Origin of the sequence: Rhodococcus tibetensis (genome assembly GCF_024438035.1) — a bacterium.
GTDB classification, from domain to species: Bacteria; Actinomycetota; Actinomycetes; order Mycobacteriales; family Mycobacteriaceae; genus Rhodococcus_F; species Rhodococcus_F tibetensis.
Genome location: NZ_JANFQF010000001.1, coordinates 187,619 through 213,852 on the forward strand (window position 1 = coordinate 187,619; position 26,234 = coordinate 213,852).

A 26,234-nucleotide genomic window follows, 5' to 3' on the forward strand; every position below is an offset into this window, starting at 1 on the left:
CACATGACCGCAGCGTCGATCCCCGGAGCGTCACTCGATCCGGTGACGTTCAATCCCTACGATTACGCCTTTCATGAGGATCCCTACGTCACCTACCGCCGACTGAGGGAAGAGGCGCCGGTCTACTACAACCCGGAACTCGACTTCTGGGCGCTCTCGCGGCACGAGGACGTCGTTGCAGCGTTCCGGGACAACACGAGGCTGTCGAGCGCCAACGGTGTGTCTCTCGATCCGGCCGCCTACGGTCCGAAGGCGTACAAGACGATGTCGTTCCTGGCGATGGACGATCCGCGCCACATGCGGATGCGGCAGTTGGTCTCCCGGGGTTTCACGCCTCGGCGTGTCAACGAACTGCACGGGCGTATCGAGGATCTGACGACACAGTATCTCGACCCCGCACTCGCGTCCGGGGAGTTCGACTGGATCGCGGAGTTCGCGGGCAAGCTCCCCATGGACGTCATCTCGGAACTGATGGGTGTCCCGGAAACGGACCGTTCCGAACTGCGGCGACTCGCCGACCTGGTGGTGCACCGGGAGGAAGGTGTCCTGGACGTTCCCCAGGCGGCCATGGAGGCGTCGCTGTACCTCGTGGGTTACTACGCGGACATGATCGCCGAGCGGCGCAAGAGGCCTGTGGACGATCTGACGTCGGCCTTGCTCGAGGCCGAGATCGATGGTGATCGGCTCACCGACGACGAGATCATCGCGTTCATGTTTCTCATGGTGGTGGCGGGCAACGAGACCACCACGAAGCTGCTCGGCAACGCCCTGTATTGGGGCTCGAAGTTTCCCGAGGAGGCGCGCAAGGTCCTCGGTGACCAGAGCCGGGTGCCGGAATGGGTGGAGGAGACGCTCCGCTATGACACCTCGAGTCAGATGGTGGCCCGCACCGCGGCGGTCGACGTCTCCTTGCACGATGCGACCATTCCGGCGGGGGACAAGGTGCTGATCCTGATCGGTTCCGCGAACCGCGACTCGGCCGTATTCGACGATGCGGACGAGTACCGCATCGGCCGGGACAGCAGCAACAAGCTCGCGAGCTTCGGCGGCGGCACCCACTTCTGCCTGGGCGCGCACATGGCCCGTCTCGAAGCGAAGATCGCGCTGACGCAGCTGGTCGAAAAAGTCGAGAGTTTCGAAGTGGACGAAACGAATTCTGTGCGAGTCCATTCGACCAACGTCCGAGGTTTCGCCTCGCTTCCTCTGAAAGTGCAGGTCCGTCATGCCTAGGTTCGAGCCCCATTCGCCGCGGCGCCCCGCAATCATCAGCGGTGCCTCCTCGGGTATCGGTACCGCAACCGCCTATGCCCTTGCCGAACTCGGCCATCCCGTGGCTCTAGGGGCCCGCCGAGTAGCGGAATGCGAGGTAATCGCCGACAAGATCCGGAGCAACGGTGGTGACGCTTTCGCGCACTTCCTCGACGTCACGGACACGGCGTCCGTGAGCGACTTCGTGACAGCAGCCGAGAACACCTTCGGTCCGACGGAGATCGTGCTGTCCGGCGCAGGCGACCTCGAGTTCTCCACCGCACACGAGATGGATCCCGACCAGTTCCTGAAGCAGGTCGATGTACACCTCGTGGGTGCGCAGCGGCTCGCGCATCGCATTCTTCCCGGCATGATCGAACGCAAGCGTGGTGACTTCGTGCTGATCGGATCGGATTGCGCAGACTCACCACGTCCGCGGATGGGCGCCTACAACGCTGCGAAAACCGGTGTGGAGGCGATGGGCAGGCAGATGCGGATGGAGTTGGAAGGCACCGGTATCCGTGCGTCCATCGTCCGTCCCGGACCCACGCAGACCGCCATGGGCATGAACACCACCGAGGAGGTCATCGGACCCGTCCTCGAGGACTGGGCGAAATGGGGATTCGCCCGCCACTCCTACTTCTTGCGTGCGTCCGCGATCGCTGATGCCGTCGTCGCCACCGTGAGTGCGCCCCGCGGGGCGCACCTGGTGCTGATCGAGGTTCAGCCCGAGGCGCCCCTGCGAAAGGACGTCTCATGAATCTGACCACACCGCCGCGGGTTTCGGGCGGCGAGCGCGAACACGGCCACCTCGAGGAACTGCGCACCGACCCCATTGCCCTGATGCGACGGGTGCGCGAGGAGTGCGGCGACGTGGGTGCCTTCCAGTTGGTGGACCGCACCGTCATCATGTTGTCGGGGGCGGAAGCGAACGAGTTCTTTTTCCGATCGAGCGACGAGGACCTGGATCAGCAGGCGGCCTATCCGTTCATGAAGCCGATCTTCGGCGAGGGTGTCGTGTTCGACGCCAGCCCCGAACGGCGCAAGGAGATGCTGCACAACCAGGCTCTGCGCGGCGAGCAGATGAAGGGGCACGCCGCCACGATCGCCCACGAGGTCGACCGCATGGTGTCGCGCTGGGACGACGAGGGCGAGATCGACCTCCTCGAGTTCTTCGCGGAGCTCACCATCTATACCTCTTCGGCCTGCCTCATCGGCAAGAAGTTCCGGGATCAACTCGACGGACGCTTCGCGCAGCTGTACCACGAACTCGAGCAGGGAACGGACGCGATCGCGTTCGTCGACCCCTACGCCGATATAGAGAGCTTCCGGCGACGGGACGAGGCCCGGGTGCAGCTGGTCGCCCTTGTTCAGGACATCATGACAGACCGGATCGCCAATCCTCCGCAAGGCAAGGAAGACCGGGACATGCTCGACGTTCTGGTCTCGATCAAGGACGAGAACGGCAACGAACGATTCAGTGCCGACGAGATCACGGGCATGTTCATCTCGATGATGTTCGCCGGGCACCACACCACCTCCGGTACAGCGGCATGGACGCTGATCGAACTGCTGCGCCATCCCGATTACGCCAAGCAGGTCGTGGGAGAGCTCGACGACCTGTACTCCGACGGTTCCGACATCAGCTTCGGTGCGCTACGACAGATCCCGAAACTCGAAGCAGTGCTGAAGGAAACGTTGCGCCTGCATCCGCCGCTGATCATCCTGCTGCGGGTCGCGCAGGCCGACTTCGAGGTGGGCGGTTACCGGATCGCCGAGGGTGACCTCGTGGCCGCGACGCCGGCGATTTCGAACCGCTTGGCCGAGGACTTCCCGAACCCGGATGCGTTCGACCCCGAGCGGTACCTCGATCCCAACCAGGAAGACATCGTCAACCGGTGGACGTGGATTCCGTTCGGTGCGGGCCGGCACCGATGCGTCGGTGCGGCGTTCGCGTTGATGCAGCTGAAGGCGATTTTCTCGATCCTACTGCAGGACTGGGAATTCGAGATGGCTCAACCGTCGGAGACGTACCGCAACGATCACAGCAAGATGGTGGTTCAGCTGCAGCAGCCTTGTGCGGTGAGGTACCGGAAGCGTTGTAAGTGATGAAAGTCGAAGCCGACCTCGATTTGTGCCAGGGCCACGCCATGTGTGAGCTCGAGGCACCCGACGTGTTCGCCGTACCGAAGCACGGGCAGGTCGAGATCGTGGATACTGCCCCGCCCGAGTCGCTGCGCGCGGATGTGGAGAGCGCCGTGCGCTTCTGTCCCACCCAGGCGTTGCGGATCGTCGAAGACAATGAAACCTCGTGAAGGAGACGCCTGATGTCCCAGTTCGATCGAAGGATCGGCCCGGCGGTGCAGTTCGATCGCGCCGAGCTGGACGAGATGGTGCAGCGGTGGATAGACGAGAACAAGCGCTGTGAATCGCTCGGCGACTGGAAGCCGCTCGCCGAGATGTACACAGTGGACGCCACCTACGGATGGAACTACGGCCCCAAGGACGACTTCATGGCCGTCGGCCGCGACGAAATTCGAGACCTGGCGCTCGGGCAGGAGATGGAGGGGCTGGACGGCTGGGAGTACCCGTATCAGAAAATTGTCATCGATGACCGCAGCGGCGACGTCATCGGGTTCTGGAAACAGGTCTCCGACCGCACTCGTGAGGACGGCACCCACTATCAGGTGTACGGGATCGGCGGCAGCTGGTTCCGCTACGGCGGCAACTTCCAATGGTCGTGGCAGCGTGACTTCTTCGACTTCGGTAACGTCTCTGCCCTGTTCCTCGAGATGATCACGAACAACGCGATGTCCGACGGTATGAACGCGCGTATCGCGCGATCGACCTCCGGCCGGCTTCCCGGGTGGTACCCGTTGGGCCAGGCCCCGGTTCCGTTGTGGTGAGTGCCGTGCGGGTTCCCACGTCGTTCGCGGACCTGTCCCGTGAGGATCTCGCGGTGCTCGTGCCGGAACTGCTCCTGTGTGGTCATCTGATCGATCGCTCCGGGATGCCGCACCTGATCGGCGCGTTTGGACGCGAGGGAATGACGCAGGTCGCGATCGAAGAGTGGATGGCGGCGAGCCCGATCTACACCAAGCGGATGCAGCGCGCGCTGGCGTTCGAGGGCGACGGCGTGGTGACCATCTTCAAGGGCCTGCAGCTCGACATCGGCGCGCCCCCACAATTCATGGACTTTCGATACCGCGTGATCGATCACGATCACGGTGAGTTCTGGCTCGACCACTGTGGCGCCCTCATGGACGTGGAGCCGATGGGGGACGAGTACGTCACCTCGATGTGTCACGACATCGAGGACCCGACGTTCGACGCGACCGCGCTGGCCACCAATCCGCACGCGCAGGTGCGACCGGTGCACCGTCCGCCCCGGCGCCCGGCGGATCGCACTCCGCACTGCAAGTGGACTGTGACCATCGACGACGCACACACACCACCGCCGGTGCCCAAGGGTCTGGTGACGCTCGGCAGGTCGAGGGCCGCCGCGGTCGAGTTGTCGCCCATCGACACCAGTGAACCCGGCCGCCATGATTACTCGGATGCACTCCTGAGCGATCTGAGGTTCTCGGAGTTCTCCCATTCGGCGCTCGTCCGGATGGCGGAGGAAGTGTGCCTGCAACAGCACCTGCTCACGCTCGGATTCCTGTTGGCGGTGCGGTCACGCACCGACGAGGCGTCGGCGATGACGATCGCACGCAAACAATTCACCGGTATCGCCGGACTCACGTCCGAGCGGATCCGGAATGCGCTCGGACTGCCGGACGACCTCGAGGGACTCGCAGCAGTGCTCGCCGTCCACCCGGCGCTCAATCCCCGTCAGTACGTCGATGTGACAACCACACTCGCAGATCGTCTCTTTCTCACCATTCGGAGGGACTGTGGGGCCGACGCAGACGGTGCCTGGCTCTCGATGATCGACGGCGCACACCTGCAGCCGCTCGACGCGCTGCTGCGCGGGGTATCGCCGCGCTTCTCCGCACGTGTCATCGAGGAGACGGATACGGCGCTCACGGTGGAGGTCGTCACAGGCAAGGCACCCACCAAGGAGGCATCCGAGGTGGCGCTCACCCGGTTCAGCACGGGCGCCGACTTCGCCTTCACCGACCGCGGCATACCGCTACCCCTCACTGTCGTCTGAAAGAGGACAAGTCCATGGCATACAACCTTGCCGACCTCTTCGAACACTCCGTCGACGTCATGCCGGACCGGGTTGCGCTGATTGCGGCCGGACGGCGGATCACCTACCGCGAACTCGAGGACCGGGCCAACCGCCTGGCCCACAACTTCCGGAGGGCGGGCCTGACCGCGGGCTCGCATATCGGTGTGCACCTGCATAATTCGATCGAGACGATAGAGACGCTGCTGGCCGCCTTCAAGATCCGAGCAGTTCCCGTCAATATCAACTACCGCTACACCAGCGACGAACTCGCGTACGTCTACGGCAACGCCGACTTGGAGGCCGTCGTCCATCATCGGATCTACTCGCCGCGGATCGCCGAAGTTTTGCCGTCGCTGCCGAAGATCCGGTACACCGTCGTCGTCGAGGACGACCTCGGTGGTGCCGGGGTGCACAGTGAATCCGTGCCGTACGAGGAAGCGCTGTCCGGCAGCGGCCGAAGGGACTTCGACGAGCGCAGCAACGACGATCTGTTCATCATGTACACCGGCGGCACCACGGGACGTCCCAAAGGTGTCGTGTGGACGCACGAGTCCATCTGGCGAGTTCTCGCCGGCGGCCTCGACTTCTACACCGGTGAGGCCATCGAAGACGAATATCAGCAGTCCCGTGTGGGGTCCGAGGGCGATCCGACGTTGTGGTTCGCGTTGCCCCCGCTGATTCATGCGGCGGCGATGATGCCGACCCTCACCGCGCTGTTCAGCGGCAACACAGTGCTTCTGGAGTCGAAATTCGATCCGCACCGGACCTGGGAATTGGTCGAGCGACACCGGGTGCAGATCCTCATCATCACCGGGGATGCGATGGGACGTCCGCTCATCGAGGCTCGTCAGTCCTCGCGCACCGACACGTCCAGCCTCGCGGTGGTCGCGTCGGGTGCGGCGCTGTTCTCGCCGGTGATCAAGGATGCGTTTCTCGAAGAGTTCCCCGACCTGGTGGTGTCGGACTCCATCGGCGCCTCCGAAACAGGCTTCGGAGGAATTGGATTCGCGACCAAGGGGGAGAAGCAAGTGGGTGGCCCGAGGGTACCCGCCGGACGGTATGCCATGGTGATCGGCGACGACAACCGTCCCATCGAGCCCGGCTCCGGCAAGGACGGCTGGTTCGCCAAGGGCGGCTACGTCCCGCTCGGTTACTACAACGATCCCGAGAAGACGAGGGAAATCTTCCGGGAGGTCGACGGCAAGCCCGTCGTGGTCACCGGTGACCGTGCGCGCATCGAGGAGGACGGTTCGATCACTCTGCTCGGGCGCGGCAACATGGTGATCAACACCGGCGGTGAAAAGGTGTTCGCCGAAGAGGTCGAGAGCGTGGTGAAGGCGTATCGAGACGTCTACGACGCCATCGTCGTCGGTGTGCCCGACGAACGCTGGGGGCACCGAGTCTCCGCAGTGGTGCAGCCACGCGATGCGGGAATCGACTTCGACGGCCTCGAACAGCACGTGCGGCAGAGTCTCGCCGGGTACAAGATTCCGCGGCTCGTATGGGTGGAAGGCGCTGTACAGCGCACACCCAGCGGCAAACCTGATTACCGCTGGGCGCAGGGCGTCACCAAGCAGCGCGAACCCGACCACCGCGTCATGTCCGGCTGACCAGGCGTTCGTACCGCTGCCGAGCCGCTTGAGTGCTGCCGAGGCCGAGACCGAAAGCGATTTCCTGCCACGTCATCCCCCGCTGACGAGCAACTCCGAGGAACAGCGCCTCCAGCTGGTCCATCTCCGCGCGCGCCTTGGGGATCAGACTCAGCGCCGCGGTGACGTCGGCGTCGTCGACATCGGGTTCGCCGGGCTCTGGCGTGGTCGTGCCGCCCGCGAGTGCTGCGACCACACGGATTGCGCCGAGTGGTTCCAGCATTTCGGGATGTGATTGGCGGGCACGCTGCTGCGGGGTGGCGCCGTGCCTTTCGGCGATGCGGAAGAGGCCCGCATACTCGCGGTGCGCGCGCTCACGGCTGGGGTTGGGTGGGGTGAACGGGTCGGTGGGCATGCACTCGATGCTGCACCCTCTTCCAGGCGTTGTCAACAAATTGTTGTAAACGACATGTTCACCTCTAAAAGCGGTGGCAAAGTACGCGCCGGCGTACTTTGCCACCCCCGTGCGGGTCAGGCGGGTGCGCGGACGACCAGGACTGTGCCGGGGAACTCCGCTGCGAGTTCCTGGCGGCTGTGCTTCACGGCGGCGGTGCCGTACCCCTTCTTGCGGGCTTCGGGTGCCACCCAAATGGCTACGTCGACTTCGCGTCCGGTGAGCTCACCGAAGACCAGCCCGACGGAGGCCTTCTCGGCGGTGTCTTCACAGACGAACCACGCTGCGGACTCGTCGTCGATTCGCTTCAGACCCTCCGCGCGTTCCTTCTCGATCCGCTCCTGCGACCACAGAGTGCCGTCTTCTTCCTGTTCGGCGCAGCGGCGGCGGAACAGCTCGGCGTCCTCGTCGGTGGGCGTGAATGGACGCAAACGGAAGTTCCGGCCGGTGCTCGCCGGGCGGTCGGACGCCGTCCACTCCAACTTCGCGTCGAGATCCTCGAGTTCCGACTGAATGCGGAGACGTTCGTCCTTGGTGAGGCGACGGAACGTCAGATTGAGGACGGCTTCCGCGTACGCCTCGGAAGTGTCGAGGAGTCCGGCCACGGTGGTGAGCGCCTCGGCATGATCCTTGCTGTCGACGATGGCATCGAGGACTTCGTGTCGCCGTTCGAGCGCGCGCAAAAGGGCTGCGGTGAGCTCTCGGCGGTCGTGTATCCGATCTTGAACCTGTGTCGTCATATCCGTATTCCTCGCCTCGGCCGTCGTACATCTTCCGTACGGAGTCAATACTGCAAGAAGTCCCCGGACATGGCATCCGTTACCCGGCGGTACATACAGATTTATCGCGGACTGCAGATGACGACGGGGATCGTCCGCTCGGTCCAGGCCTGGTAATTGTCGAAATCCGCGTACATGTCGACGAGGCGCGGCCACAGTTGCGCGCGTTCTTCGGCGGTGGCGACGCGGGCCGTCATCGGCCGCACCCGCGACTTGACCTGGATCGTGACCGCCGGATCGCTCCGCAAATTCAGGTACCACATCGGGTGCTTCGGCAGACCGCCCTGCGAGGCGACGAGGATGATGCGCTCGCCGTCCTCGAGGAACAGCAACGGGCTGACCCGAGGTTCACCACTCTTGCGGCCGGTGGTGGTGAGCAGGCAGACGGGCAACCCGCGGGGGAAGGCGCTGCCCACCCGCCACTTGCTGCCCAGTCGCCCGCCCGTACGCCGGTACAGGAAGACATTGATCTTCGACATCCACTTGATGAACGAGACCGTCCACTTCGAGTCGAGGCCGGGCGGTCGGGCGGGGGCGGGGGCGGGTGGATTCATCAACAGATCCTAGATCCGCTCGATGATGGTGCCGGTTGCCAGCGCGCCGCCCGCGCACATCGTGATCAGTGCCGTCGACCCGTCGGTGCGCTCGAGTTCATGCAGCGCCGTGGTGATGAGTCGGGACCCGGTGCTACCCACGGGATGTCCGAGCGCGAGCGCGCCGCCGTTCACGTTCACCTTGTCCATGTCGGGACCGTGGACCGACGCCCACGACAGAAGTACGGAGGCGAACGCTTCGTTCACCTCGAACAGGTCGAGGTCACCGATTTTCATTCCGCTGCGTTCGAGCACGCGTGCGGTGGCCTGGACGGGGCCGTCGAGATGGAACTCGGGCTCCGATCCGACGAGGGCTTGGGAGACGATACGGGCGCGTGGTGTCAGTCCCAGCGCGCGTGCCCTGGTCTCATCCATCAACATCACCGCGGCCGCGCCGTCGGAAATTTGTGAGGAGGTTCCGGCTGTGTGGATGCCGCCCTCGAGGACTGGCTTCAGCTTGGCCAGCGACTCAGCGGTCGTGTCGCGCAGGCCTTGATCCCGGCTGACCACTCGGCTTTCGCCGGTGGGGTTGCCTTCCTTGTCGACAACGGGCGCCGTCACCTTCAGCACTTCGCGATCGAACCGCCCTTCGTTCCACGCCTGCTTGGCCCGGGCCTGCGAACGGACCCCGAGTGCCTCGACGTCTGCTCGCGTGATTCCGCGGCGACGGGCGATGCGCTCAGCGGCCTCGAACTGATTGGGCATGTCGATGTCCCAGTCGACGGGACGACGGGGTCCGGCGTTCTCGCCGACATTCGCGCCGAGCGGGACCTGGCTCATCGCTTCGATGCCGCAGGCGATTCCGACGTCGATGCCGTCGGTCGCGATGAGTCCGGCGATCAGATGATTGGCCTGCTGCGCGGACCCGCACTGGCAGTCGATAGTCGTGGCACCGACCTGCCAGGGCAGCCCGGCATGCAGCCACGCCGTGCGGGTGATGTTGTTCGATTGCGCGCCCGCCTGGGTGACGCAACCACCGATCACCTGCTCCACCGATTCGGGGTCGATGCCGGAGCGGTCGAGAAGTCCCCGCTGGACCACCCCGAGGATCTCGGCGGCGTGCAATCCCGACAGCCATCCACCGCGCTTTCCGATGGGGGTACGCACTGCCTCGACGATTACTGGTGTGCCCACGGCGGGCTCCTTTCCTTGTCCTCAGAAAATAGAACAGGTTCTCCTATAGAGGCAAGGTCTGGATGACCTTTCCTTTGCTAGTCGCCTGGCTTGTGTTTCAATGTTAGTAGAACGTGTTCCACATCACGAAGTGGTGTATGGCTGAGGGCAGGAGACAGTAGTGGCGCAGCCCAATCTTCCAGAGGGTTTCGACTTCACCGACCCGGACATCTATGCAGAGCGCATCCCCTACGAGGAGTTCGCCGAGCTGCGTAAGACTGCGCCGATCTGGTGGAACCCGCAGCCGCCGGAGGTCGGTGGCTACCACGACGACGGCTACTGGGTCGTGAGCAAGCTCGACGACGTCAAGGAGGTGTCGCGGCGCAGCGACGTGTTCTCCACCCACGAGAACACCGCGATTGTCCGCTTCGCCGACGATATTCCGCGCGAGAACATCGAGATGCAGCGCTTCATCCTCATCAACAAGGACGCGCCCGAGCACACGAAGCTCCGCAAGTTGGTTGCCCGCGGATTCACACCACGCGCGATCAACAGCCTGCGGGACGAACTCACCGAACGCGCCGAGAAGATCGTCAAGGAAGCCGCGGAATCGGGTGCCGGCGACTTCGTCACCCAGGTCGCGTGCGAACTGCCCCTGCAGGCCATTGCCGAGCTTCTCGGCGTGCCGCAGGAGGATCGTCTCAAGGTCTTCGACTGGTCGAATCAGATGACCGGATACGACGATCCCGAACTGGACATCGACCCCCAGGCGGCGTCGATGGAGATTCTCGGTTACGCGTACCAAATGGCCGATGAGCGCAAGAAGTGCCCGGCCAACGACATCGTCACCACGTTGATCGAAGCCGACATCGAGGGAAACGAACTCTCTCCCGAGGAATTCGGCTTCTTCGTCATTCTCTTGGCGGTGGCCGGAAACGAGACCACGCGTAACGCAATCACGCACGGCATGATCGCATTCCTCGACCATCCCGACCAGTGGGAGCTCTACAAGAAGGAACGCCCGAAGACGGCAGCCGACGAGATCGTTCGCTGGGCCACCCCGGTCAATTCCTTCCAGCGCACGGCGCTCGAAGACACCGAGCTGGGAGGGGTGCAGATCAAGAAGGGTCAGCGAGTCGTAATGCTCTACGGTTCAGCTAATTTCGATGAGGACGCCTTCGACAATCCCGAGAAGTTCGACATCATGCGGGAGAACAATCCGCATGTCGGCTTCGGTGGGACGGGTGCGCACTTCTGCCTGGGCGCGAACCTCGCCCGGCTCGAAATCGACCTGATCTTCAATGCCATCGCAGACCACCTGCCCGACATCAGTAGGCTGGGAGATCCGCGGCGTCTGCGCTCGGGTTGGCTCAACGGCATCAAGGAGTTCCAGGTGGACTACAAGACGACGTCTGGCGGCTGCCCGGTCAAGCACTGACCCCCACAAATTCAGCGGCGTCGGAGGGCACCCTCATCCTCTCCGACGTCGCTGTTCTCTTTCCTGCCTGTTCATGCCCGAATCGAGACGCACGACGTCGACTGCACGCGACGACGAAGGCCCCGGTCCGATGGTGGACCGGGGCCTTCGACGAGAAGCTCGGGTGTCAGACCGTGCGTAGAGTCTTCATCGCCCGTTCGACCTCCCAGAACGCGCGGAGTGACGTGATCTTGCCTTCTTCGTTTACGCGGTAGATGAACACGCCCTCGGCGTCGATCTGCGACCCCCCGACGGTCGACCGTATCGTTCCGATATTCACGTTCTCGTTGCCGCACACCAAGGAATCGTCGATGAGAAATTCGAGCGACTCGGTGGTCGCGATCGTCATGTCGTAAAACCGTGAGATTGCTTCGAGCCCGCGATGCCCCTTGCCCTCCGGGTCGAAACCCGAGGGACCGACAGGGTCTTCCACGCAGGCGTCTTCCGCGAACAGCGCGAGCCAATCGTCCTTGCGCCTGCCGCTGGCCGCCTCGCGGGAAGCCTGCCCGGCGAGGCGGGCGGGATGTTCCGTCGTCGTCATGTCCACACCCCTATCCGATGTACTGGTCGGCGAACTTGCGTAGCGATTCCTGCTTGGCTTCGAGCGGTCCGTCGAAGCCGATGCCGTCGAAAACCCACGGGACGACGATCGTGTCGGTCACCCCGGCGTCCGCCAATTCGGCGTACCCGTCCTTGCCGAAACGGTCGATGCACACGGTTTGGATTTCGTACGGCAGATCGGCCCGGCCGTACTCCTCCCGGAGCTCACGCAGACGCGCGATGACCTGGACGAGATCGTCGAACTTGATCATTGCCGAAGTCCAGCCGTCACCGACCCTCGCGGCACGGCGAAGTGCGACGTCGGTGTGCCCCCCGACGTAGAACGGTACCGGCTTCGTCGGTGCCGGGCTCATCTGCAGGCGGTCGAAATCGAAGAAAGTACCGTGGTACTCGACCATTCCGCCACCGAGGATCAGTTTGATGACGTCGATCATCTCGTCGACGCGCGCACCGCGCTTCTGGTACGGCACTCCGCACCATTCGAATTCCTCGGGTGCCCAGCCGATCCCGACGCCGAACCCGAACCGGTTGCCGATGAGGTTGGCGACCGATCCCACCTGGCGGGCCAGGAGTACCGGATTACGTGATCCGAGTTTGAGCACCTGGGTGTAGAACTCGATCCTGGAGGTGACCGCGCCCATCGCCGCGGCGGCGATCAGGGGATCCACCCACGGGGTCTCCTCGTTCCACATCCGCGAACCGTCCGGGGTGTACGGGTAGTCGGCGCTCTGCTTCTCCATGAAGAACAGCGAGTCGGGGAGTGCGATGGACGAGAAGCCGCACTCCTCGGCTGTTTTCGCGAGGGCAGGCAGTTGACCTAGAGGATTCATGGCGATGCCGACGGTGAACTTCATGATGGTGCTCCCGCTACTGGTTGTCCGGCCGGTCGGATCCGACCACCCACATCGAGAAGTATTGCGAGCCGCCACCGTAGGCGTGGCCCAGCGCCTTGCGCGCGTCCTGAACCTGGTGATCGCCGGCACGGTGCATCACCTGCATGGCCGACTCGGCGAACCGGATCATTCCCGACGCGCCGATGGGGTTGGACGACAGGACCCCACCGGACGCATTGAGCGGGAGGCGCCCTCCGATGGCCGTCTCGCCCGCCTCGGTGAGCTTCCAACCCTCACCCTCGGACACGAAACCCAGGTTTTCGAGCCACATCGGTTCGAACCAGGAGAAAGGGACGTAGATTTCGGCGACATCGATCTCGTCGAGAGGGTCCTTGATTCCGGCGGCCTTCCACAGGGCAGCAGCGGCATCCCTGCCCGCCTGCGGGTTCACCTGATCGCGCCCGGAAAAGGTGGTCGGTTCGGTGCGCATGGCCGTGGCGTGAATCCACGCGACCTCGCGACCTTCTGCCGTCTCCCGCTCCGCAGCTTCCTCGTTACCGATCACCATGGCGCAGGCGCCATCCGAAGACGGGCAGGTCTCGTCGTATCGGATCGGGTCCCACAACATCTGGGAAGCCTGCACGGACTCCAGGGTGATGTCGGGTTGCTTCAAATGAGCGTAGGGGTTGAGGCTGCCGTTGAGGCGGTCTTTCACCGCCACCATCGCGCCGATGTGCTCGGGCGCTCCCGACCGTCGGATATACGACCGGACGTGCGGAGCGAAATACCCTCCCGCTCCGGCACCGACCGGCATGTTGAAAGGGATGGGGGTGGACAGCGCCCACATGGCATTCGACTCGGACTGCTTCTCCCAGGCCACCGTCAACACCAGCTTGTGCACACCCGCCTTCACGAGACTCGACGCGACGACAGCCGTCGATCCGCCGACCGACCCCGCCGTGTGCACGCGCAGAAGCGGTTTGCCATTGGCGCCCAGGGCATCCGACATCGCCAGTTCCGGCATCATCGAACCTTCGAACAGGTCGGGTGCCTTGCCGATCACGACGGCGTCGATGTCGTCCCAACCCACGCGTGCGTCTTCCATGGCACGGTCGATGGCCTCGCGGACCAGGCCTGCCATCGACACATCGTGCCGCTTCGCCACATAGTGGGTCTGGCCGGTGCCGAGCACAGCGGCTAGTTGATTCGCCATCAGTTGCGTCCCTCCAAGACTGCGACCAGATTCTGTTGCAGCACAGCACCGCTCGTGGCGTGCGCCAGGGTGCGCCCGGCGTTGCCGTCCATGATGGCCTTGGCTGCGTAACCTATGCGTTCCAGGCCCGCCGCGAACATCGGGTTCCCGCTGAGCGGACCGCCCGAGGGGTTGATCGTCGTCGAATCGGACAGTCCGATGGCCTCGCGCAGGATCAGCTCCTGATGGGTGAACGGGCCGTGCAGTTCCGCGACGTCGATTCCGCCGGCATCGCCCCCGGTGGCGGCCCGGGCAGCCGACGTCGTGGAGGGCGACACCGTGAGGTCGCGGGCACCGAAGTTCGGGGAGTCGATCCGGTGCTCGATCCCGGTGATCCACGCCGGACGCTCACAGAGCTCACGGGCACGGTCGCCGGCTGCCAGTACCACCGCGGCAGCCCCGTCCGTGATCGGTGCGCAGTCGTGGGCGCGCAGGGGATCGGCGATGAACGGAGACGCCAGCAACGCCTCGATGTCCACGTGCCCGGACAGCTGGGTGTTCGGGTTGCTCTCGGCTGCAGCTCGGCTGCGGGCCGCCACTGCCGCCATCTCCTCGGTCGTCCACTTTCCGGCATCGAGGCCGAGGCGAGCCTGCAGGCCCGCGATCGACACGGAGTCGAGGGCGAGGGGTGTCACCAGATAGGGGTCGAGTTGCATCGACAGGACCTTGCGAAGATTGCCCGCAGAGGACTTGCCGAACCCGTAGACCAGCGCGGTATCGACCTCACCGGTCATGATCTTGACCCAGGCCTCATAGAATGCCCACGCCGCATCCATCTCGACGTGGGATTCGTTGATCGGCGGCACCGCCCCGATCGAGTCGACCGCGGAGATGAACGAGAACGCGCGACCCGCCAGATAGTCGGACGAACCGGAGCACCAGAACCCGATGTCCGACTTCGTGATCCCGAGCTGGTCGTACAGCTGCCGGAAACAGGGAACCAGCATTTCGACGCCGTTGGTGGTGCCGGAGGTCTGACGCACGTGTGGTGCGTGCGCGAACCCGACGACTGCGATATCTGTCATTGTGCCGCGCCCTTACAGGTGGTGTTTGAAGGTGTCGTAATCGGCGTCGGGCTCACCCGTCGGCCTGAAGTATTCGATGTTCTCGAGGGTGTAACCCCACTCTTCGCGTGGTTTCCACTTGGCCTCTACGCGCATGCCCATCCGGACGTCGGCGGCGTCACACTCGAGAATGAGGTGCAGGAACGCGATGTCGGCGCCATCGAGTAGCACGTACGCCGCGACGTACGGCGGCTTGATGCGTTGACCGAGGAACGGGACGTTGACGATGCAGAAGGTGGTGACGATGCCCCGGTCCGGCAACTCGACCTGTTCCTTCGTCGGAATGCCGTCGGTGGGATTGGCACTGCGGGGCGGAATGTACACCTTGCCGTCCGCTCCGGTGCGGCCACCGATCAGCTTGCCCTCCTTCAACCCTCGGAGGTAGTAGCTCTCCTCGGCGGAGGCGGAATGCATGTAGTCGAGGTCGATCGGCGTCGTCACCATCGTGACGGGTTCCGAGTTCCCGGACACAGCTGTGTCTCCGGTCGACTCACCCGGTTCGAAGCACACGATGTCCTGGATGTGCCCGACGCGGTCCTCCGCCCACCGTGCCCGCACCCGCATTCCTGTGCTCATCGCGGAGACGGAAGGCACGTCCACCGCATGCACCAAGGTGGTGTCGGCACCGTCCAACTTGATCAGCGCCCACGCGAAAGGTTCGGTGAGCGGTTGTCCGGCAATAGGATCCGGCATCCACGTCCAGCTCATCACGGTTCCGGCGTCGGACACGCCGACGAAGTCGGTGAGCGGTTCCGCCGTGTGGGGGTCGAATTCGGGTGGCGGTACGTAGATCCGTCCGTCCGATCCGCGCGCGCCGATGACCTTGCGGTCGCGCAGCGCGGTGACGAAGGCTCCGATGGTCGGACCCACCGACCGGGTGTAGTCGAATTTGAGTTTCAGCGGGGCGCTCAATGGAGTGTTCGAGAACTTTTCGGCCACCGCGCTCTTTCCCATGGTCACAACTTCGAGTAGAACAGGTTCTAGTGTTTGTGGCAAGGGCCACTTCTGACGACGGTCGATGCGGAGGCACACGATGAAGCTCGGGTTGCAACTCGGATACTGGGGCGCAGGGCCGCCGGCGAACGCCCCGGAGTTGATCGCCGCCGCCGAAACCGAAGGATTCGACGCCGTCTTCGCCGCAGAATCGTGGGGATCCGACGCGTTCACCCCCCTCGCGTGGTGGGGCTCGCGCACCGAACGCGTCCGCCTCGGCACGTCTGTCGTGCAGATTTCAGCGCGCACTCCGACGAGTTGCGCGATGCACGCACTCACCCTCGATCACCTCAGCGGCGGTCGGGCCGTACTCGGGCTCGGGGTATCGGGGCCGCAGGTGGTCGAGGGGTGGTACGGCCAACCCTTCCAGAAGCCGCTGGCCCGTACGCGCGAATACGTGTCGATCGTGCGCCAGGTGCTCGACCGCCGAGAGCCCGTGACCAGCGCCGGGCCGCATTACCCGCTGCCGTACACCGGGCCAGGCAGTACCGGTCTGGGTAAACCCCTCAAACCGATCACGCACCCACTTCGGGCGGACATCCCGATCTGGCTCGGCGCCGAAGGGCCCAAGAACGTGGCACTCACAGCCGAAATCGCCGACGGCTGGCTCGCGATCTACTACTCACCCCGACTCGCCCCCATGTACAACGAATGGCTCGACGAGGGCTTCGCGCGGGACGGAGCCCGTCGTACCCGTGAAGACTTCGAAGTAGCCGCCACCTGCCAGGTGATCATCACCGACGACCGGGCGGCGGCCATCGCCCGGCTCAAGCCGATGACAGCTCTCTACGTCGGCGGCATGGGCGCACCCGAACTGAACTTCCACGCCCAGGTGTACACCCGCATGGGGTACGGCGAGCAAGTCGAGGAAATCGGCCGGCTCTTCCGCGCCGGCCGCAAAGACGACGCCGCCGCCGTCGTCCCCGACGACATGGTCACCGAAACCATGATCATCGGCAACGTCGACGAAGTCCGGGCCGACGTCAAACGATGGGCCGACGTCGGAGTCACCACACTCCTCGTCTCCTGCCGCGACCCCGCGCACGTGCGGCAGCTCGCCTCCGCGGTCCTCGGCTGACCTCCCCTCCCGTTCCCTTTCCGGACGAACGGGACGCTCGTTGCGACAGATCGAACGAGCGTCCCGTTCGTCCGAGGTGGGAAGGCGAGTTATCCACAGGCGCGCAAAATCGGCCTGTCGTGAGGGGCCGCCCGCTGGCAGCATGTGCTGATGCGACGGGGGATTTGGGGACAGCGGCCGGAGTTGCTCGATCAGGTGGGAGTGGCCGGCGTCGTCCGGACGTCGGAGCTGGAACGTATCGGTCTGGCTCGTTCGACGATCTCTGCGCGATGCCGGTCCGGTGGACCGTGGCAGCGGCTTCTGCCGGGAATCGTGCTACTTCGGAACGGGCAGCCGTCATTCCAGCACCGGGTGCTCGCAGCTCGTCTGTTCTGCGGTCGCAACTCGCTCGTCACAGGACGTTCGGCCCTGCGGTGTCACGGTTTCGGGAGCTACTCCGGTGACGTGGACGTTCTCGTCGCGGCCGATCGTCGTGTGCAGTCCACGGGGTTCGTCAAGGTCGAACGCACATCACGCATGCCCGAGCCCGACGTGCGCGGAGATATCGCCTGCGCTCCGTTGCCGAGGGCACTGCTCGACGCGGCGCGCAGGTGCACGACCGTCGACGCGGCGCGGGCGACGATCGCGGAAGTCGTCCAGCGCGGAGCGGTCACGGCGGAAGAACTCGTCGTCGAACTCGAGGCGGGCAGTGGTCGCGGATCGGCGATCCCGCGGATCGTCCTGCGGGAAATGACGGCCAACGTGCACTCCGTCTCCGAGGCTCATGCGCGTCGGCTGTGGCTGCGCAGCGGGCTTCCCGAGATGGTGTTCAACAGGAAGATCGTCGGTACGGACGGACGGTTCATCGCGATGCCGGACGGGTGGATCGACGAGGTCGCGTTCGCCTGGGACATCGACTCGCTCGACTGGCACCTCGCTCCTTCGCAGTACAAGCACACAGTGGAGCGTCGGACGCGAATGCAGAACGCCGGCATCATCGTGCTGCCGACACTGCCGAGCGCTGTTCGCGACCACCCGGAGCGGGTGATCGCGGACCTGCGGGCTCACTTCGAGCTCGCCGCGTCGCGTCCGAGGCCGAATGTTCGGATGTTGCCCTAGCCACCTGCTGGACGAACGGGACGCTCGTTCGATCTGACGCAACGAGCGTCCCGTTCGTCCGGAAGGAGAGAGGGAAACCGCGCGGTCAGACGCCCGTGAACTTCGGCGCCCGCTTCTCGGAGAAGGCGCGGGGGCCTTCCTTCGCGTCGGCGCTGTTGAAGACTTCGGTGCCGAGTGCGGCGTCGATCTGGAATGCCTCTTCTTCGTGCATGCCTTCGGTGTCGCGGATGGTTTTGAGGATCGCCCGGACGGCGAGGGGGCCGTTGGCGGAGATGAGGTCGGCGAGTTCGAGCGCCTTGTCGAGGGCTTGTCCGTCGGGAACGACGTGTCCGATGAGACCGATCTCCTTGGCTTCGGCGGCTCTGATGTGACGTCCGGTCAGCAGGATGTCGGCTGCGATGGTGTACGGAATCTGCCGGACGAGGCGCACGGCGGAGCCGCCGAGGGGGAAGAGCCCCCACTTGGCCTCGGAGACACCGAATTTGGCGCTCTCTCCGGCGACGCGGATATCGGTGCCCTGCAGGATCTCGGTGCCGCCGGCGATGGCCGGCCCCTCGACTGCGGCGATGAGCGGCTTGGTGAGGCGACGCCCCTTGAGGAGCGCCTCGATCTTCGACAGGTCCCAGCGCGATGACTTCTTCCCCTCGCTCCCCTCGCCCGCGCCGGAGAACGAGTCGCCGGGGTGCTGCGACGTCATGGCCTTGAGGTCGGCGCCCGCGCAGAAGGCTCCGCCGGCGCCGGTGAGGATGGCGACCCGGATGTCCGGGTCGGAGTCGACCTGATCCCACGCATCGCGCATGATCGCCATCATCTCGCCGGACAGCGCATTCTTCGCCTCGGGACGGTTCATCGTGACGATCAGGACGTGCCCGCGCTTCTCGACGAGGCAGTGCGGCGACTGTGCCGAAATGTCGGATTTCTCGGTCGTTGTAGAGGACACTGAAGTCTCCCGAAGGGTGTGTGAGCTGGCTCTCAAATTGGGTCTTGCCAGAAACGGTAACACGTTCTACTTTGTTGACGTGGCCCTTAATATCGCAGACCTCGTAGAGCACGCAATCGATCTCGTTCCGGACCGCGTCGCGTTGGTGTCCGACGACCGGGAAGTGACGTACGCGCAGATGGAGGAAAGGGCCAATCGCCTCGGCCACTACCTGCGCGAACAGGGTGTCCAGCCCGGCGACAAGGTGGGCATCTACTGCCGCAACACCATCGAGGCCATCGAGGCCATGGTGGCGGTCTTCAAGATCCGTGCCGTGATGGTGAACGTCAACTATCGGTATGTCGAGAACGAGTTGCAATATATCTTCGAGAATTCGGACATGGTTGCCCTCGTTCACGAGCGTCGGTACTCCGACAAGGTGGTCGCAGTGCTGCCCCGGACGCCTCTCGTGAAGACCGTCGTGGTCGTCGAGGACGGGACAGATCTCGACTACTCGTCGTACGGCGGCGTCGAATTCGAGACGGCGTTGGCGCAGGGTTCCCCCGAGCGCGACTTCGAGGAGCGCAGCAACGACGACATCTACATGCTCTACACAGGCGGCACCACGGGTAAGCCGAAGGGCGTCATGTGGCGGCAGGAGGATGTCTGGCGAGTGCTCGGCGGCGGCATCAACTTCATGACCGGTGAGTACGTCGAGGACGAGTGGGATCTTGCCAAGCAGGGCGCCGAGACCGCCGGCATGACCCGCTTCCCGGTTCCGCCGATGATTCACGGCGGCAGCCAGTGGGCCACCTTCCAAAGCCTGTTCGGTGGCGGCAAGTGCGTCATGCATCCGGAGTTCGACGGCCACGACGTGTGGCGCATCGTCGATCAGCACAAGGTCAATCTCGTCTTCATCACCGGTGACGCGATGGCGCGACCGATGCTCGACGCACTGATCGAGGGCAACCCGGCCACCGGTGAGCCGTACGACCTGTCGTCGCTGTTTCTGATGGCCAGTTCGGCCGCGCTGTTCTCGCCGAGCATCAAGGAAAAGTTTCTGGAACTCCTGCCCAACCGGATGATCACCGATTCGATCGGCTCGTCCGAAACCGGGTTCGGCGGATTGAGTGTGGTGGAGAAGGGCAAGTCCCACGGCGGCGGACCTACGGTGAAGATCGACGCCTCCACCTCGGTCATCGACGACGACGGAAACCCGGTGGAGCCCGGCTCGGGCAAGGTCGGCATCCTCGCGCGCAAAGGACATATTCCGATCGGTTACTACAAGGACGAAGCGAAGACAAAGGCGACGTTCAGGGAATTTCACGGCGTCCGCTACTCGATCCCGGGCGACTTCGCGCAGGTGGAGGTGGACGGCACGGTCACGATGCTCGGACGTGGTTCGGTGTGTATCAACAGCGGCGGCGAGAAGATCTTCCCCGAAGAGGTGGAAGGCGCGCTGAAGTCGCATCCGGACGTGTTCGACGCCCTGGTGGTCGGTGTACCCGACGAGCGATTCGGCCAGCGCGTCGCTGCCGTCGTCCAGACGCGCGGCGGGGCGCGTCCCAGCCTGCACGAGATTGCCCTGGCCGCGCGCAACGAAATTGCCGGATACAAGGTGCCGCGCAGCCTGTGGTTCGTGGACGAGATCAAACGTTCGCCTGCGGGTAAGCCCGACTACCGCTGGGCCAAGGAACAAACGGAGTCCCGACCGGCCGATGACCACAACGGCAACGGTTCGCCCCAGAGCAACACCGTGACGAGCAAAGGCGCGTAATGCACACAGGTTTGAGTGAGAAGTTCGGCATCGAGTATCCAGTTTTCGGATTCACACCGTCCGAGCATGTGGCGGCGGCGATTTCCCGGGCCGGTGGCCTGGGCGTCCTCGGCTGCGTCCGGTTCAACGATCCCGAAGAACTCGAGGCCGTCCTGAGCTGGATGGACGACAACACCGACGGCAAACCGTACGGCGTCGACATCGTGATGCCTGCCAAGATCCCGACGGAGGGTACGTCGGTAGACCTGGAGTCGCTCATTCCGGAGGAGCACCGCGCCTTCGTCGATCGCACCCTCTCCGAGCTGGGTGTGCCGCCGCTGGACACCGGTACCGAGCATGCGACGGGAGTGCTCGGCTGGCTTCACTCGGTGGCCCGCTCGCATGTCGATGTCGCACTCAATCACCGTATCGCCCTGATCGCCAACGCCCTCGGCTCACCGCCCAAGGATGTCATCGATCAGGCCCACGCCAAGGGCGTGCCGGTGGCGGCCCTCGCCGGAGCGGTAGAGCATGCGCGCAGGCACGTCGCGAACGGCGTCGACATCGTGATCGCTCAGGGTTATGAAGCGGGCGGGCACACCGGTGAGATCGCGTCGATGGTTCTGGTTCCCGAAATCGTGGATGCGGTAGGCGATTCCGCTGCGGTGCTGGCTGCCGGCGGAATCGGCAGTGGCCGTCAGGTGGCGGCCGCCTTGTCGCTCGGGGCGTCCGGTGTGTGGATGGGTTCGTACTGGCTCACGACTTCGGAGTACAAGCTCGGCGGTGCCTCGTCCGACGGGCCGTCAGCCATCCAGCGGGCGTTGCTCGGTGCCACCTCGGCCGACACGGTACGGTCCCGGATCTACTCGGGTAAGCCCGCTCGCCTACTGAAGACCAAGTGGACCGACGCGTGGTCGAAGCCGGAAGCGCCTGCCCCGCTGCCGATGCCGTTGCAGAACCTCTTGGTCAGCGACGCTCATCAGCGGATCGCGGCGTCGGAGAATCCCGACGTCGTCGCGATGCCCGTGGGACAGATCGTCGGCCGGATGAACGAGATCCGGCCGGTGTCCGAGGTGATGGAGGAGCTCGTCTCCGGCTTCGACTCGGCAGTGTCCCGGCTCGATTCGTACAAATAGCCGCAGGTGAACGGCGAAGTATGCGGCAGGGTACTTCGCCACTCACAGAGGGACGTAGCCGGCACCTTCGCGGACCCAGACGGGATCCGCGCAGTTCCATCGTTCGGCGCTCAGCGTGCGGGTGAGCACCTTGAAGGTGGCAGTGCGGGGGAACTCCGTGCACACCCGCAGCAAGGTGGGGCGCTGTTTCGGGCCGAGATCGGTCTGGTTATCGAGGAACTCGGCGAAGTCGGCGGGATCGAATTTCCGAGTGGGCACGACTGCGGCCATCACTCGGTCGCCGACCTCCGCATCGGGTACTGCGTACACCGACACCTCCGCAAACCCGTCGTAGCGCAGCAGAATTCGTTCGATGGGCGCGGAGCCGAGGTTCTCACCGTCTACGCGCAGCCATCCCGAACTGCGGCCGGCGAAGTACACGAAGCCGTCGGCATCGCGGTAGGCCAGGTCGCCGCTCCAATACTTCCCGTCCCGGATTCGCTCCGCGTCGGCCTCAGGATTGTCGTAGTAACCGGCGAAGGCGCCGGGACCGTTGACATTGACGAGTTCCCCCGTGGCAACCTCGGCGTTGATGATGCGACCGGACGCATCGAACTCGGCAGGTGGGCAGGGCAGCCCCGACTCCGGGTCGAGGATGCCAATGCCTTCGGGTAGTCGCCCGAGCGATCCCGGGGGTGAGCCGGGAGTTGCGGAGATGGCCACTCCGCCTTCGGTGGATCCGAATCCGTCGATCACCTGGGTGCCGAAACGCCGGGAGAATGCGGCAACCGCGGGAGCGGATCCTTCGTTGCCGTATATCACTCGCAGCGTGTTGTCGGCGTCGTCTGGCTTCTCCGGGGTGGCCAGCACGTACGACAGCGGCTTTCCCACATAGTTGGCGTAGGTGACTCCGTACCGCCTGACGTCCGGGAGGAAGTTGGACGCGGAGAACCTGCGCCGCAGCGCAATCGAGCTACGGGCCGCGAGCGCCACGGACCACGCGGCCATCATGGCGTTGGAGTGGAACATCGGCATCGACATGTACACGACGTCATCCGGGGACAGCGAGAACCGCTCGGCGAGCATCAGGCCGGGCCCGGTGATCTTCGCGTGGGTGCAGCGCACGGCCTTGGGGTCGCCGCTGGTCCCGGACGTGAAGATGAGCATGAAGAGATCGTCGGGCTCAGGCGTCGCCCGCTCGAAGGAGGGCCGCTCCGCCGACAGCATGCCGGTCCATTGTGGGGAGTCCACGTTGATCACCGGGACCTCGAGTAGAACTCCGTCCAGCAGATCCGATCGGCCGTTCTGGGTGAAAATGACCTGGCAGTCGGCGAGTGCCGCATCGCGGGCCAGCGCGTCGCCGCGCCGGGTGGTGTTGAGGCCGACGAGAACGGTACCGGACAGCGCCGCTGCGCCCGCAAGGAGTGAGAACTCGGGCACGTTGTCCATCAACACACCGAAATGCCGAGGGCGTCCGGGGTCGAGGAGATCGTCGAGAATCGCGGCGCGCTGCAGGCTCGCCTGTACGTGGTCGGTCCAGGACAGGAAACGGTCCTCGAAGTACAGGCCCTCGGAATCACTGTCGGCGACACCTCGAAGCAGGTCCGACACCGTCCGCACGAGTGTTGCCGTCATGCGGGGACGGTGGCGAGTTCGGCGCCGAGGGTCCGAAGCTGCCTGGTAGCGGAACCGAGCCGGAACTCGAGAGCTTTTGCCGCGAGGAAGTACCGGTGGACGGGATGGTCCTGGTCGAGCCCGACACCGCCGTGGATGTGGACGGCCGTGTGGGCCACGCGGTGACCGGCGTCGGACGCCCAGAATTTGGCGGTCTGGACGTCGCCCTCGCCGGGCAGGCCCTCGTTGAGCCGCCACGCTGCTTGCCACAAAGTGAGCCGGACACCCTTGACGTCGATGTACCCGTCGGCGAGTCGCTGCGCTACGGCCTGGAAGCTGCCGATGGGCCTGCCGAACTGCACTCGTTCCCGGGCATAGGCGGCGGTGAGTGTCAGAGCTTGATCGAGCACACCGTACTGGTAGGCGCAGGCACCGAGGGAGCCGCGTTCGACGAGCCGATCGACGATCTCGCCGCCCTGCTCGACGGTGCCGAGGAGTCGATCGTCGCCGAGGAGGACTCCGTGCAACGCCACCTCGCCGGTGCTGGCGAAGTCGACAGTCTGCTGCCGGGTGACGGTCACTCCGGCATCATCGGGGCGGACGAGGAAGACCGCCACGCCGCCCGGAGTGGCTGCCGGGACCAGGAACAGGTCTGCCGACGGCGCGGCGTCGACGACGATCTTCGTGCCCTCGAGGATCCAGCCACCCGTCGCGGGCTCTGCGCGGGTGACCGGCGAGCCCGGGTCGTCGTTGAGCTCCTCGTCGAGGGCAACCGCGAGGATCCTCGAACCGGCCGCCGCGGGCGCGGCCCACTCGGACCGCTGTTGTTCGTCGCCGTATCGGGCGAGTGCGTCGGCCGCCATGACGATGGACGAGAGGTAGGGGACGGGTGCGACGGCGCGGCCCAGCTCGATCAGGATGCTGCACTGCTCGAGAACTCCGAAACCGTCGCCGCCCACTGATTCCGGTAGGGCGGCGCCGAGTACGCCGGACGAGCCGAGCGTGGACCACAGTCGGTGATCGATGCGGTCTTCGGCGGCGTCGAGTTCCCGTAGGCGCTCGTTCGTGACGAGATCCGTGACGATGCCACGAGTGAGACCGGCCAGGTCGTGTTGTGCCTCGGTGAGGGTGAAGTCCATGGTCGTGTCCTAACGCTTCGCAGGGGGCAGGCCGAGGGCTGTCATGCCGATGATGTCGCGCTGCACCTCGTTGGTTCCGCCACCGAAGGTGAGGATGAGTGAGGAGCGGTGCATCCGTTCGATGCGCCCGCGCAGCAGGACGCCGGGGGAGTTCTGTCGGAGCGTGGCCGACGGGCCGAGGATTTCCATGAGTAGGCGGTAGGCCTCGGTGGCGAACTCGGTTCCGTACACCTTGTTGGCCGAAGCCGCTTCCGGGCCGGGGGCGTGCGCTGGATCATCCCCCGTCGCTTCGCTCGCCCCGGTCGAGGAGGCGATCTCCCAGTTCATCAACTTCAGGTACTCGGCCTTGGCATGGACACGGGCCAGGTTGATCTGGACCCACTCCTGGTCGATGACGCGACGGCCGTCCGGCAACTTGGTGTTCTGCGCCCACTCCCGCACTTCCCGCTGTGCGGTGAGGATCGGTCCTGCCGAGGTGAGTGCGACGCGCTCGTGGTTGAGCTGGTTGGTGATCAACGCCCACCCACCGTGTTCGGGGCCGACAAGCGCTGAGGACGGTACTCGCACGTCCTGGTAGTAGGTGGCGCTGGTGTCCGGACCTGCCATGGTGTGCACGGGGGTGTACGAGAAACCCTCAGCCGTGGTAGGCACGATCAGCATGCTGATTCCCTTGTGCTTCTTCGCCTCGGGGTCGGTCCGGCAGGCCAGCCACACGTAGTCGGCGTAGGCGATCAGGCTTGTCCACATCTTCTGGCCGTTGATCACGTAGTCGTCACCGTCCTTGACGGCGGTGGTGCGCAGGCTGGCGAGGTCCGTCCCCGCCTCGGGCTCGGAGTACCCGATGGAGAAGTGCAGGTCACCGGCGGAGATCCTCGGCAGGAAGAACGACTTCTGCTCGGGCGTACCGAAGTGCATGATCGTCGGGGCCACGGAATTGATCGTGAGGAACGGGACGGGGGCGCCTGCGATAGCTGCCTCGTCGGTGAAGATCAGCTGCTCCATCGCCGAGCGCTCCTGGCCGCCGTATTCCTTCGGCCAGCCGAGCGTCAACCAGCCGTCCCTGCCCATCTGGGCGACGACGTCGCGGTAGACGTTGCCCTCTCCGTACTCGCCGGTGGTGGCGGCGAGAGCCTCTCGCCGCTCCGGCGTCATCAACTGCGCGAAGTACGCGCGCAGTTCTTCGCGCAGCTCCTGCTGTTGTGGCGTGTAGGTGATGTGCATCGAAATACCTCTCCAGTCCGAGCCGGAAAGTTCGCCGAATCTGGCACACGTTCCAGTCCCTACGGTGCGTTGGCGGGAGCCTGCCCAGCCGGCTGGGAAGCGCGCTCGGCGGGCCTGCTCGCAGTCGTGGAACGAATCATTGCACACGACTGGAACAGGTT

25 protein-coding genes are annotated in these 26,234 nt (G+C 64.8%); 12 read left to right on the forward strand and 13 right to left on the reverse strand.

All coding sequences use genetic code 11. The annotated features are described in order from the left end of the window. Window positions 1-3: 3 nt before the first annotated feature. From NOF53_RS00970 to NOF53_RS01000, 7 genes are read left to right on the forward strand one after another with little or no spacing between them, the layout of a single operon-like run. Window positions 4-1,230, forward strand: coding sequence for a cytochrome P450 (locus NOF53_RS00970; RefSeq protein ID WP_255965100.1), 1,227 nt, complete (start codon window positions 4-6; stop codon window positions 1,228-1,230). Next, window positions 1,223-2,008 carry an SDR family oxidoreductase gene (locus tag NOF53_RS00975; RefSeq protein WP_255965101.1) on the forward strand — a complete coding sequence of 262 codons (786 nt, stop codon included), beginning with the start codon at window positions 1,223-1,225 and terminating at the stop codon, window positions 2,006-2,008. The genes NOF53_RS00970 and NOF53_RS00975 overlap by 8 nt, the downstream gene beginning before the upstream one ends. Then, window positions 2,005-3,357, forward strand: coding sequence for a lanosterol 14-alpha demethylase (cyp51, locus tag NOF53_RS00980; protein ID WP_255965102.1), 1,353 nt, complete (start codon window positions 2,005-2,007; stop codon window positions 3,355-3,357). Before NOF53_RS00975 ends, cyp51 begins: the two co-directional genes overlap by 4 nt. Further along, window positions 3,357-3,563 carry a ferredoxin gene (locus NOF53_RS00985; protein WP_255965103.1) on the forward strand — a complete coding sequence of 69 codons (207 nt, stop codon included), beginning with the start codon at window positions 3,357-3,359 and terminating at the stop codon, window positions 3,561-3,563. Before cyp51 ends, NOF53_RS00985 begins: the two co-directional genes overlap by 1 nt. A gap of 12 nt (window positions 3,564-3,575) precedes the next feature. Next, window positions 3,576-4,154: a nuclear transport factor 2 family protein gene (locus tag NOF53_RS00990; RefSeq protein WP_255965104.1), complete on the forward strand. Its 579-nt coding sequence runs from the start codon at window positions 3,576-3,578 to the stop codon at window positions 4,152-4,154. A gap of 5 nt (window positions 4,155-4,159) precedes the next feature. Continuing rightward, window positions 4,160-5,404: a hypothetical protein gene (locus tag NOF53_RS00995; protein ID WP_255965105.1), complete on the forward strand. Its 1,245-nt coding sequence runs from the start codon at window positions 4,160-4,162 to the stop codon at window positions 5,402-5,404. Between the two features lie 14 nt (window positions 5,405-5,418). Next, complete coding sequence (locus NOF53_RS01000; protein WP_255965106.1) at window positions 5,419-7,035, forward strand: acyl-CoA synthetase; 1,617 nt, start codon at window positions 5,419-5,421, stop codon at window positions 7,033-7,035. Here the strand turns inward: NOF53_RS01000 and NOF53_RS01005 are convergent. The 4 genes from NOF53_RS01005 to NOF53_RS01020 all read right to left on the reverse strand — a co-directional run bounded on the left by NOF53_RS01005 (window position 7,022) and on the right by NOF53_RS01020 (window position 9,974). Beyond that, on the reverse strand, window positions 7,022-7,429 hold the full coding sequence (locus NOF53_RS01005) for a DNA-binding protein (RefSeq protein WP_255965107.1): 408 nt from the start codon (window positions 7,427-7,429) through the stop codon (window positions 7,022-7,024). The two genes, NOF53_RS01000 and NOF53_RS01005, sit on opposite strands and share 14 nt — an antisense overlap. Window positions 7,430-7,545: 116 nt before the next feature. Then, on the reverse strand, window positions 7,546-8,208 hold the full coding sequence (locus tag NOF53_RS01010) for a GNAT family N-acetyltransferase (RefSeq protein WP_255965108.1): 663 nt from the start codon (window positions 8,206-8,208) through the stop codon (window positions 7,546-7,548). A 101-nt stretch (window positions 8,209-8,309) separates the two neighbouring features. After that, entirely contained in the window at window positions 8,310-8,801 is a 492-nt protein-coding gene (locus NOF53_RS01015; protein WP_255965109.1) for a nitroreductase family deazaflavin-dependent oxidoreductase, read from the reverse strand. A 9-nt stretch (window positions 8,802-8,810) separates the two neighbouring features. After that, window positions 8,811-9,974, reverse strand: a complete 1,164-nt coding sequence (locus tag NOF53_RS01020; RefSeq protein ID WP_255965110.1) for a steroid 3-ketoacyl-CoA thiolase — start codon at window positions 9,972-9,974, stop codon at window positions 8,811-8,813. Window positions 9,975-10,134: 160 nt separating this feature from the next. Between NOF53_RS01020 and NOF53_RS01025 the strand changes: the two genes are divergently transcribed. Further along, on the forward strand, window positions 10,135-11,391 hold the full coding sequence (locus tag NOF53_RS01025; protein WP_255965111.1) for a cytochrome P450: 1,257 nt from the start codon (window positions 10,135-10,137) through the stop codon (window positions 11,389-11,391). Between the two features lie 166 nt (window positions 11,392-11,557). Here NOF53_RS01025 and NOF53_RS01030 read toward each other — a convergent pair whose 3' ends face one another. Genes NOF53_RS01030 through NOF53_RS01050 form a run of 5 tightly spaced genes read right to left on the reverse strand, consistent with a single transcriptional unit; the run spans window position 11,558 to window position 16,094 of the window. Continuing rightward, the gene (locus tag NOF53_RS01030; protein WP_255965112.1) at window positions 11,558-11,971 is read right to left on the reverse strand and encodes a nuclear transport factor 2 family protein; all 414 of its coding nucleotides are present in this window, start codon (window positions 11,969-11,971) and stop codon (window positions 11,558-11,560) included. A gap of 10 nt (window positions 11,972-11,981) precedes the next feature. Next, the gene (locus tag NOF53_RS01035) at window positions 11,982-12,845 is read right to left on the reverse strand and encodes a TIGR03619 family F420-dependent LLM class oxidoreductase (protein ID WP_255965113.1); all 864 of its coding nucleotides are present in this window, start codon (window positions 12,843-12,845) and stop codon (window positions 11,982-11,984) included. Window positions 12,846-12,858: 13 nt separating this feature from the next. Continuing rightward, window positions 12,859-14,037, reverse strand: coding sequence for a thiolase family protein (locus tag NOF53_RS01040; RefSeq protein ID WP_255965114.1), 1,179 nt, complete (start codon window positions 14,035-14,037; stop codon window positions 12,859-12,861). Further along, window positions 14,037-15,101: a thiolase family protein gene (locus NOF53_RS01045; protein WP_255965115.1), complete on the reverse strand. Its 1,065-nt coding sequence runs from the start codon at window positions 15,099-15,101 to the stop codon at window positions 14,037-14,039. Before NOF53_RS01045 ends, NOF53_RS01040 begins: the two co-directional genes overlap by 1 nt. A gap of 12 nt (window positions 15,102-15,113) precedes the next feature. Beyond that, entirely contained in the window at window positions 15,114-16,094 is a 981-nt protein-coding gene (locus NOF53_RS01050) for a Zn-ribbon domain-containing OB-fold protein (RefSeq protein WP_255965419.1), read from the reverse strand. A gap of 79 nt (window positions 16,095-16,173) precedes the next feature. Here NOF53_RS01050 and NOF53_RS01055 point away from each other — a divergent pair, with 79 nt between their 5' ends. Beyond that, the gene (locus NOF53_RS01055; RefSeq protein ID WP_255965116.1) at window positions 16,174-17,211 is read left to right on the forward strand and encodes an LLM class F420-dependent oxidoreductase; all 1,038 of its coding nucleotides are present in this window, start codon (window positions 16,174-16,176) and stop codon (window positions 17,209-17,211) included. 150 nt (window positions 17,212-17,361) lie between these two features. Further along, window positions 17,362-18,309, forward strand: coding sequence for a hypothetical protein (locus tag NOF53_RS01060; protein ID WP_255965117.1), 948 nt, complete (start codon window positions 17,362-17,364; stop codon window positions 18,307-18,309). Between the two features lie 85 nt (window positions 18,310-18,394). On the opposite strand, the gene NOF53_RS01065 is transcribed toward NOF53_RS01060, so the two are convergent. Next, window positions 18,395-19,249, reverse strand: a complete 855-nt coding sequence (locus NOF53_RS01065) for a crotonase/enoyl-CoA hydratase family protein (protein WP_255965118.1) — start codon at window positions 19,247-19,249, stop codon at window positions 18,395-18,397. 79 nt (window positions 19,250-19,328) lie between these two features. On the opposite strand from NOF53_RS01065, the gene NOF53_RS01070 reads away from it, so the two are divergent. Continuing rightward, window positions 19,329-21,005, forward strand: coding sequence for an acyl-CoA synthetase (locus tag NOF53_RS01070; protein WP_255965119.1), 1,677 nt, complete (start codon window positions 19,329-19,331; stop codon window positions 21,003-21,005). Then, the gene (locus tag NOF53_RS01075) at window positions 21,005-22,120 is read left to right on the forward strand and encodes an NAD(P)H-dependent flavin oxidoreductase (RefSeq protein ID WP_255965120.1); all 1,116 of its coding nucleotides are present in this window, start codon (window positions 21,005-21,007) and stop codon (window positions 22,118-22,120) included. The genes NOF53_RS01070 and NOF53_RS01075 overlap by 1 nt, the downstream gene beginning before the upstream one ends. 42 nt (window positions 22,121-22,162) lie before the next feature. Here the strand turns inward: NOF53_RS01075 and NOF53_RS01080 are convergent, their stop codons facing one another. The 3 genes from NOF53_RS01080 to NOF53_RS01090 are packed head-to-tail and all read right to left on the reverse strand — an operon-like array spanning window position 22,163 to window position 26,073. Further along, entirely contained in the window at window positions 22,163-23,734 is a 1,572-nt protein-coding gene (locus tag NOF53_RS01080; protein WP_255965121.1) for a long-chain-fatty-acid--CoA ligase, read from the reverse strand. After that, complete coding sequence (locus tag NOF53_RS01085; RefSeq protein WP_255965122.1) at window positions 23,731-24,852, reverse strand: acyl-CoA dehydrogenase family protein; 1,122 nt, start codon at window positions 24,850-24,852, stop codon at window positions 23,731-23,733. Before NOF53_RS01085 ends, NOF53_RS01080 begins: the two co-directional genes overlap by 4 nt. A gap of 9 nt (window positions 24,853-24,861) precedes the next feature. Beyond that, a complete protein-coding gene (locus NOF53_RS01090) occupies window positions 24,862-26,073 on the reverse strand; it encodes an acyl-CoA dehydrogenase family protein (RefSeq protein ID WP_255965123.1) in 1,212 nt (403 codons plus the stop codon). Window positions 26,074-26,234: the final 161 nt, after the last annotated feature.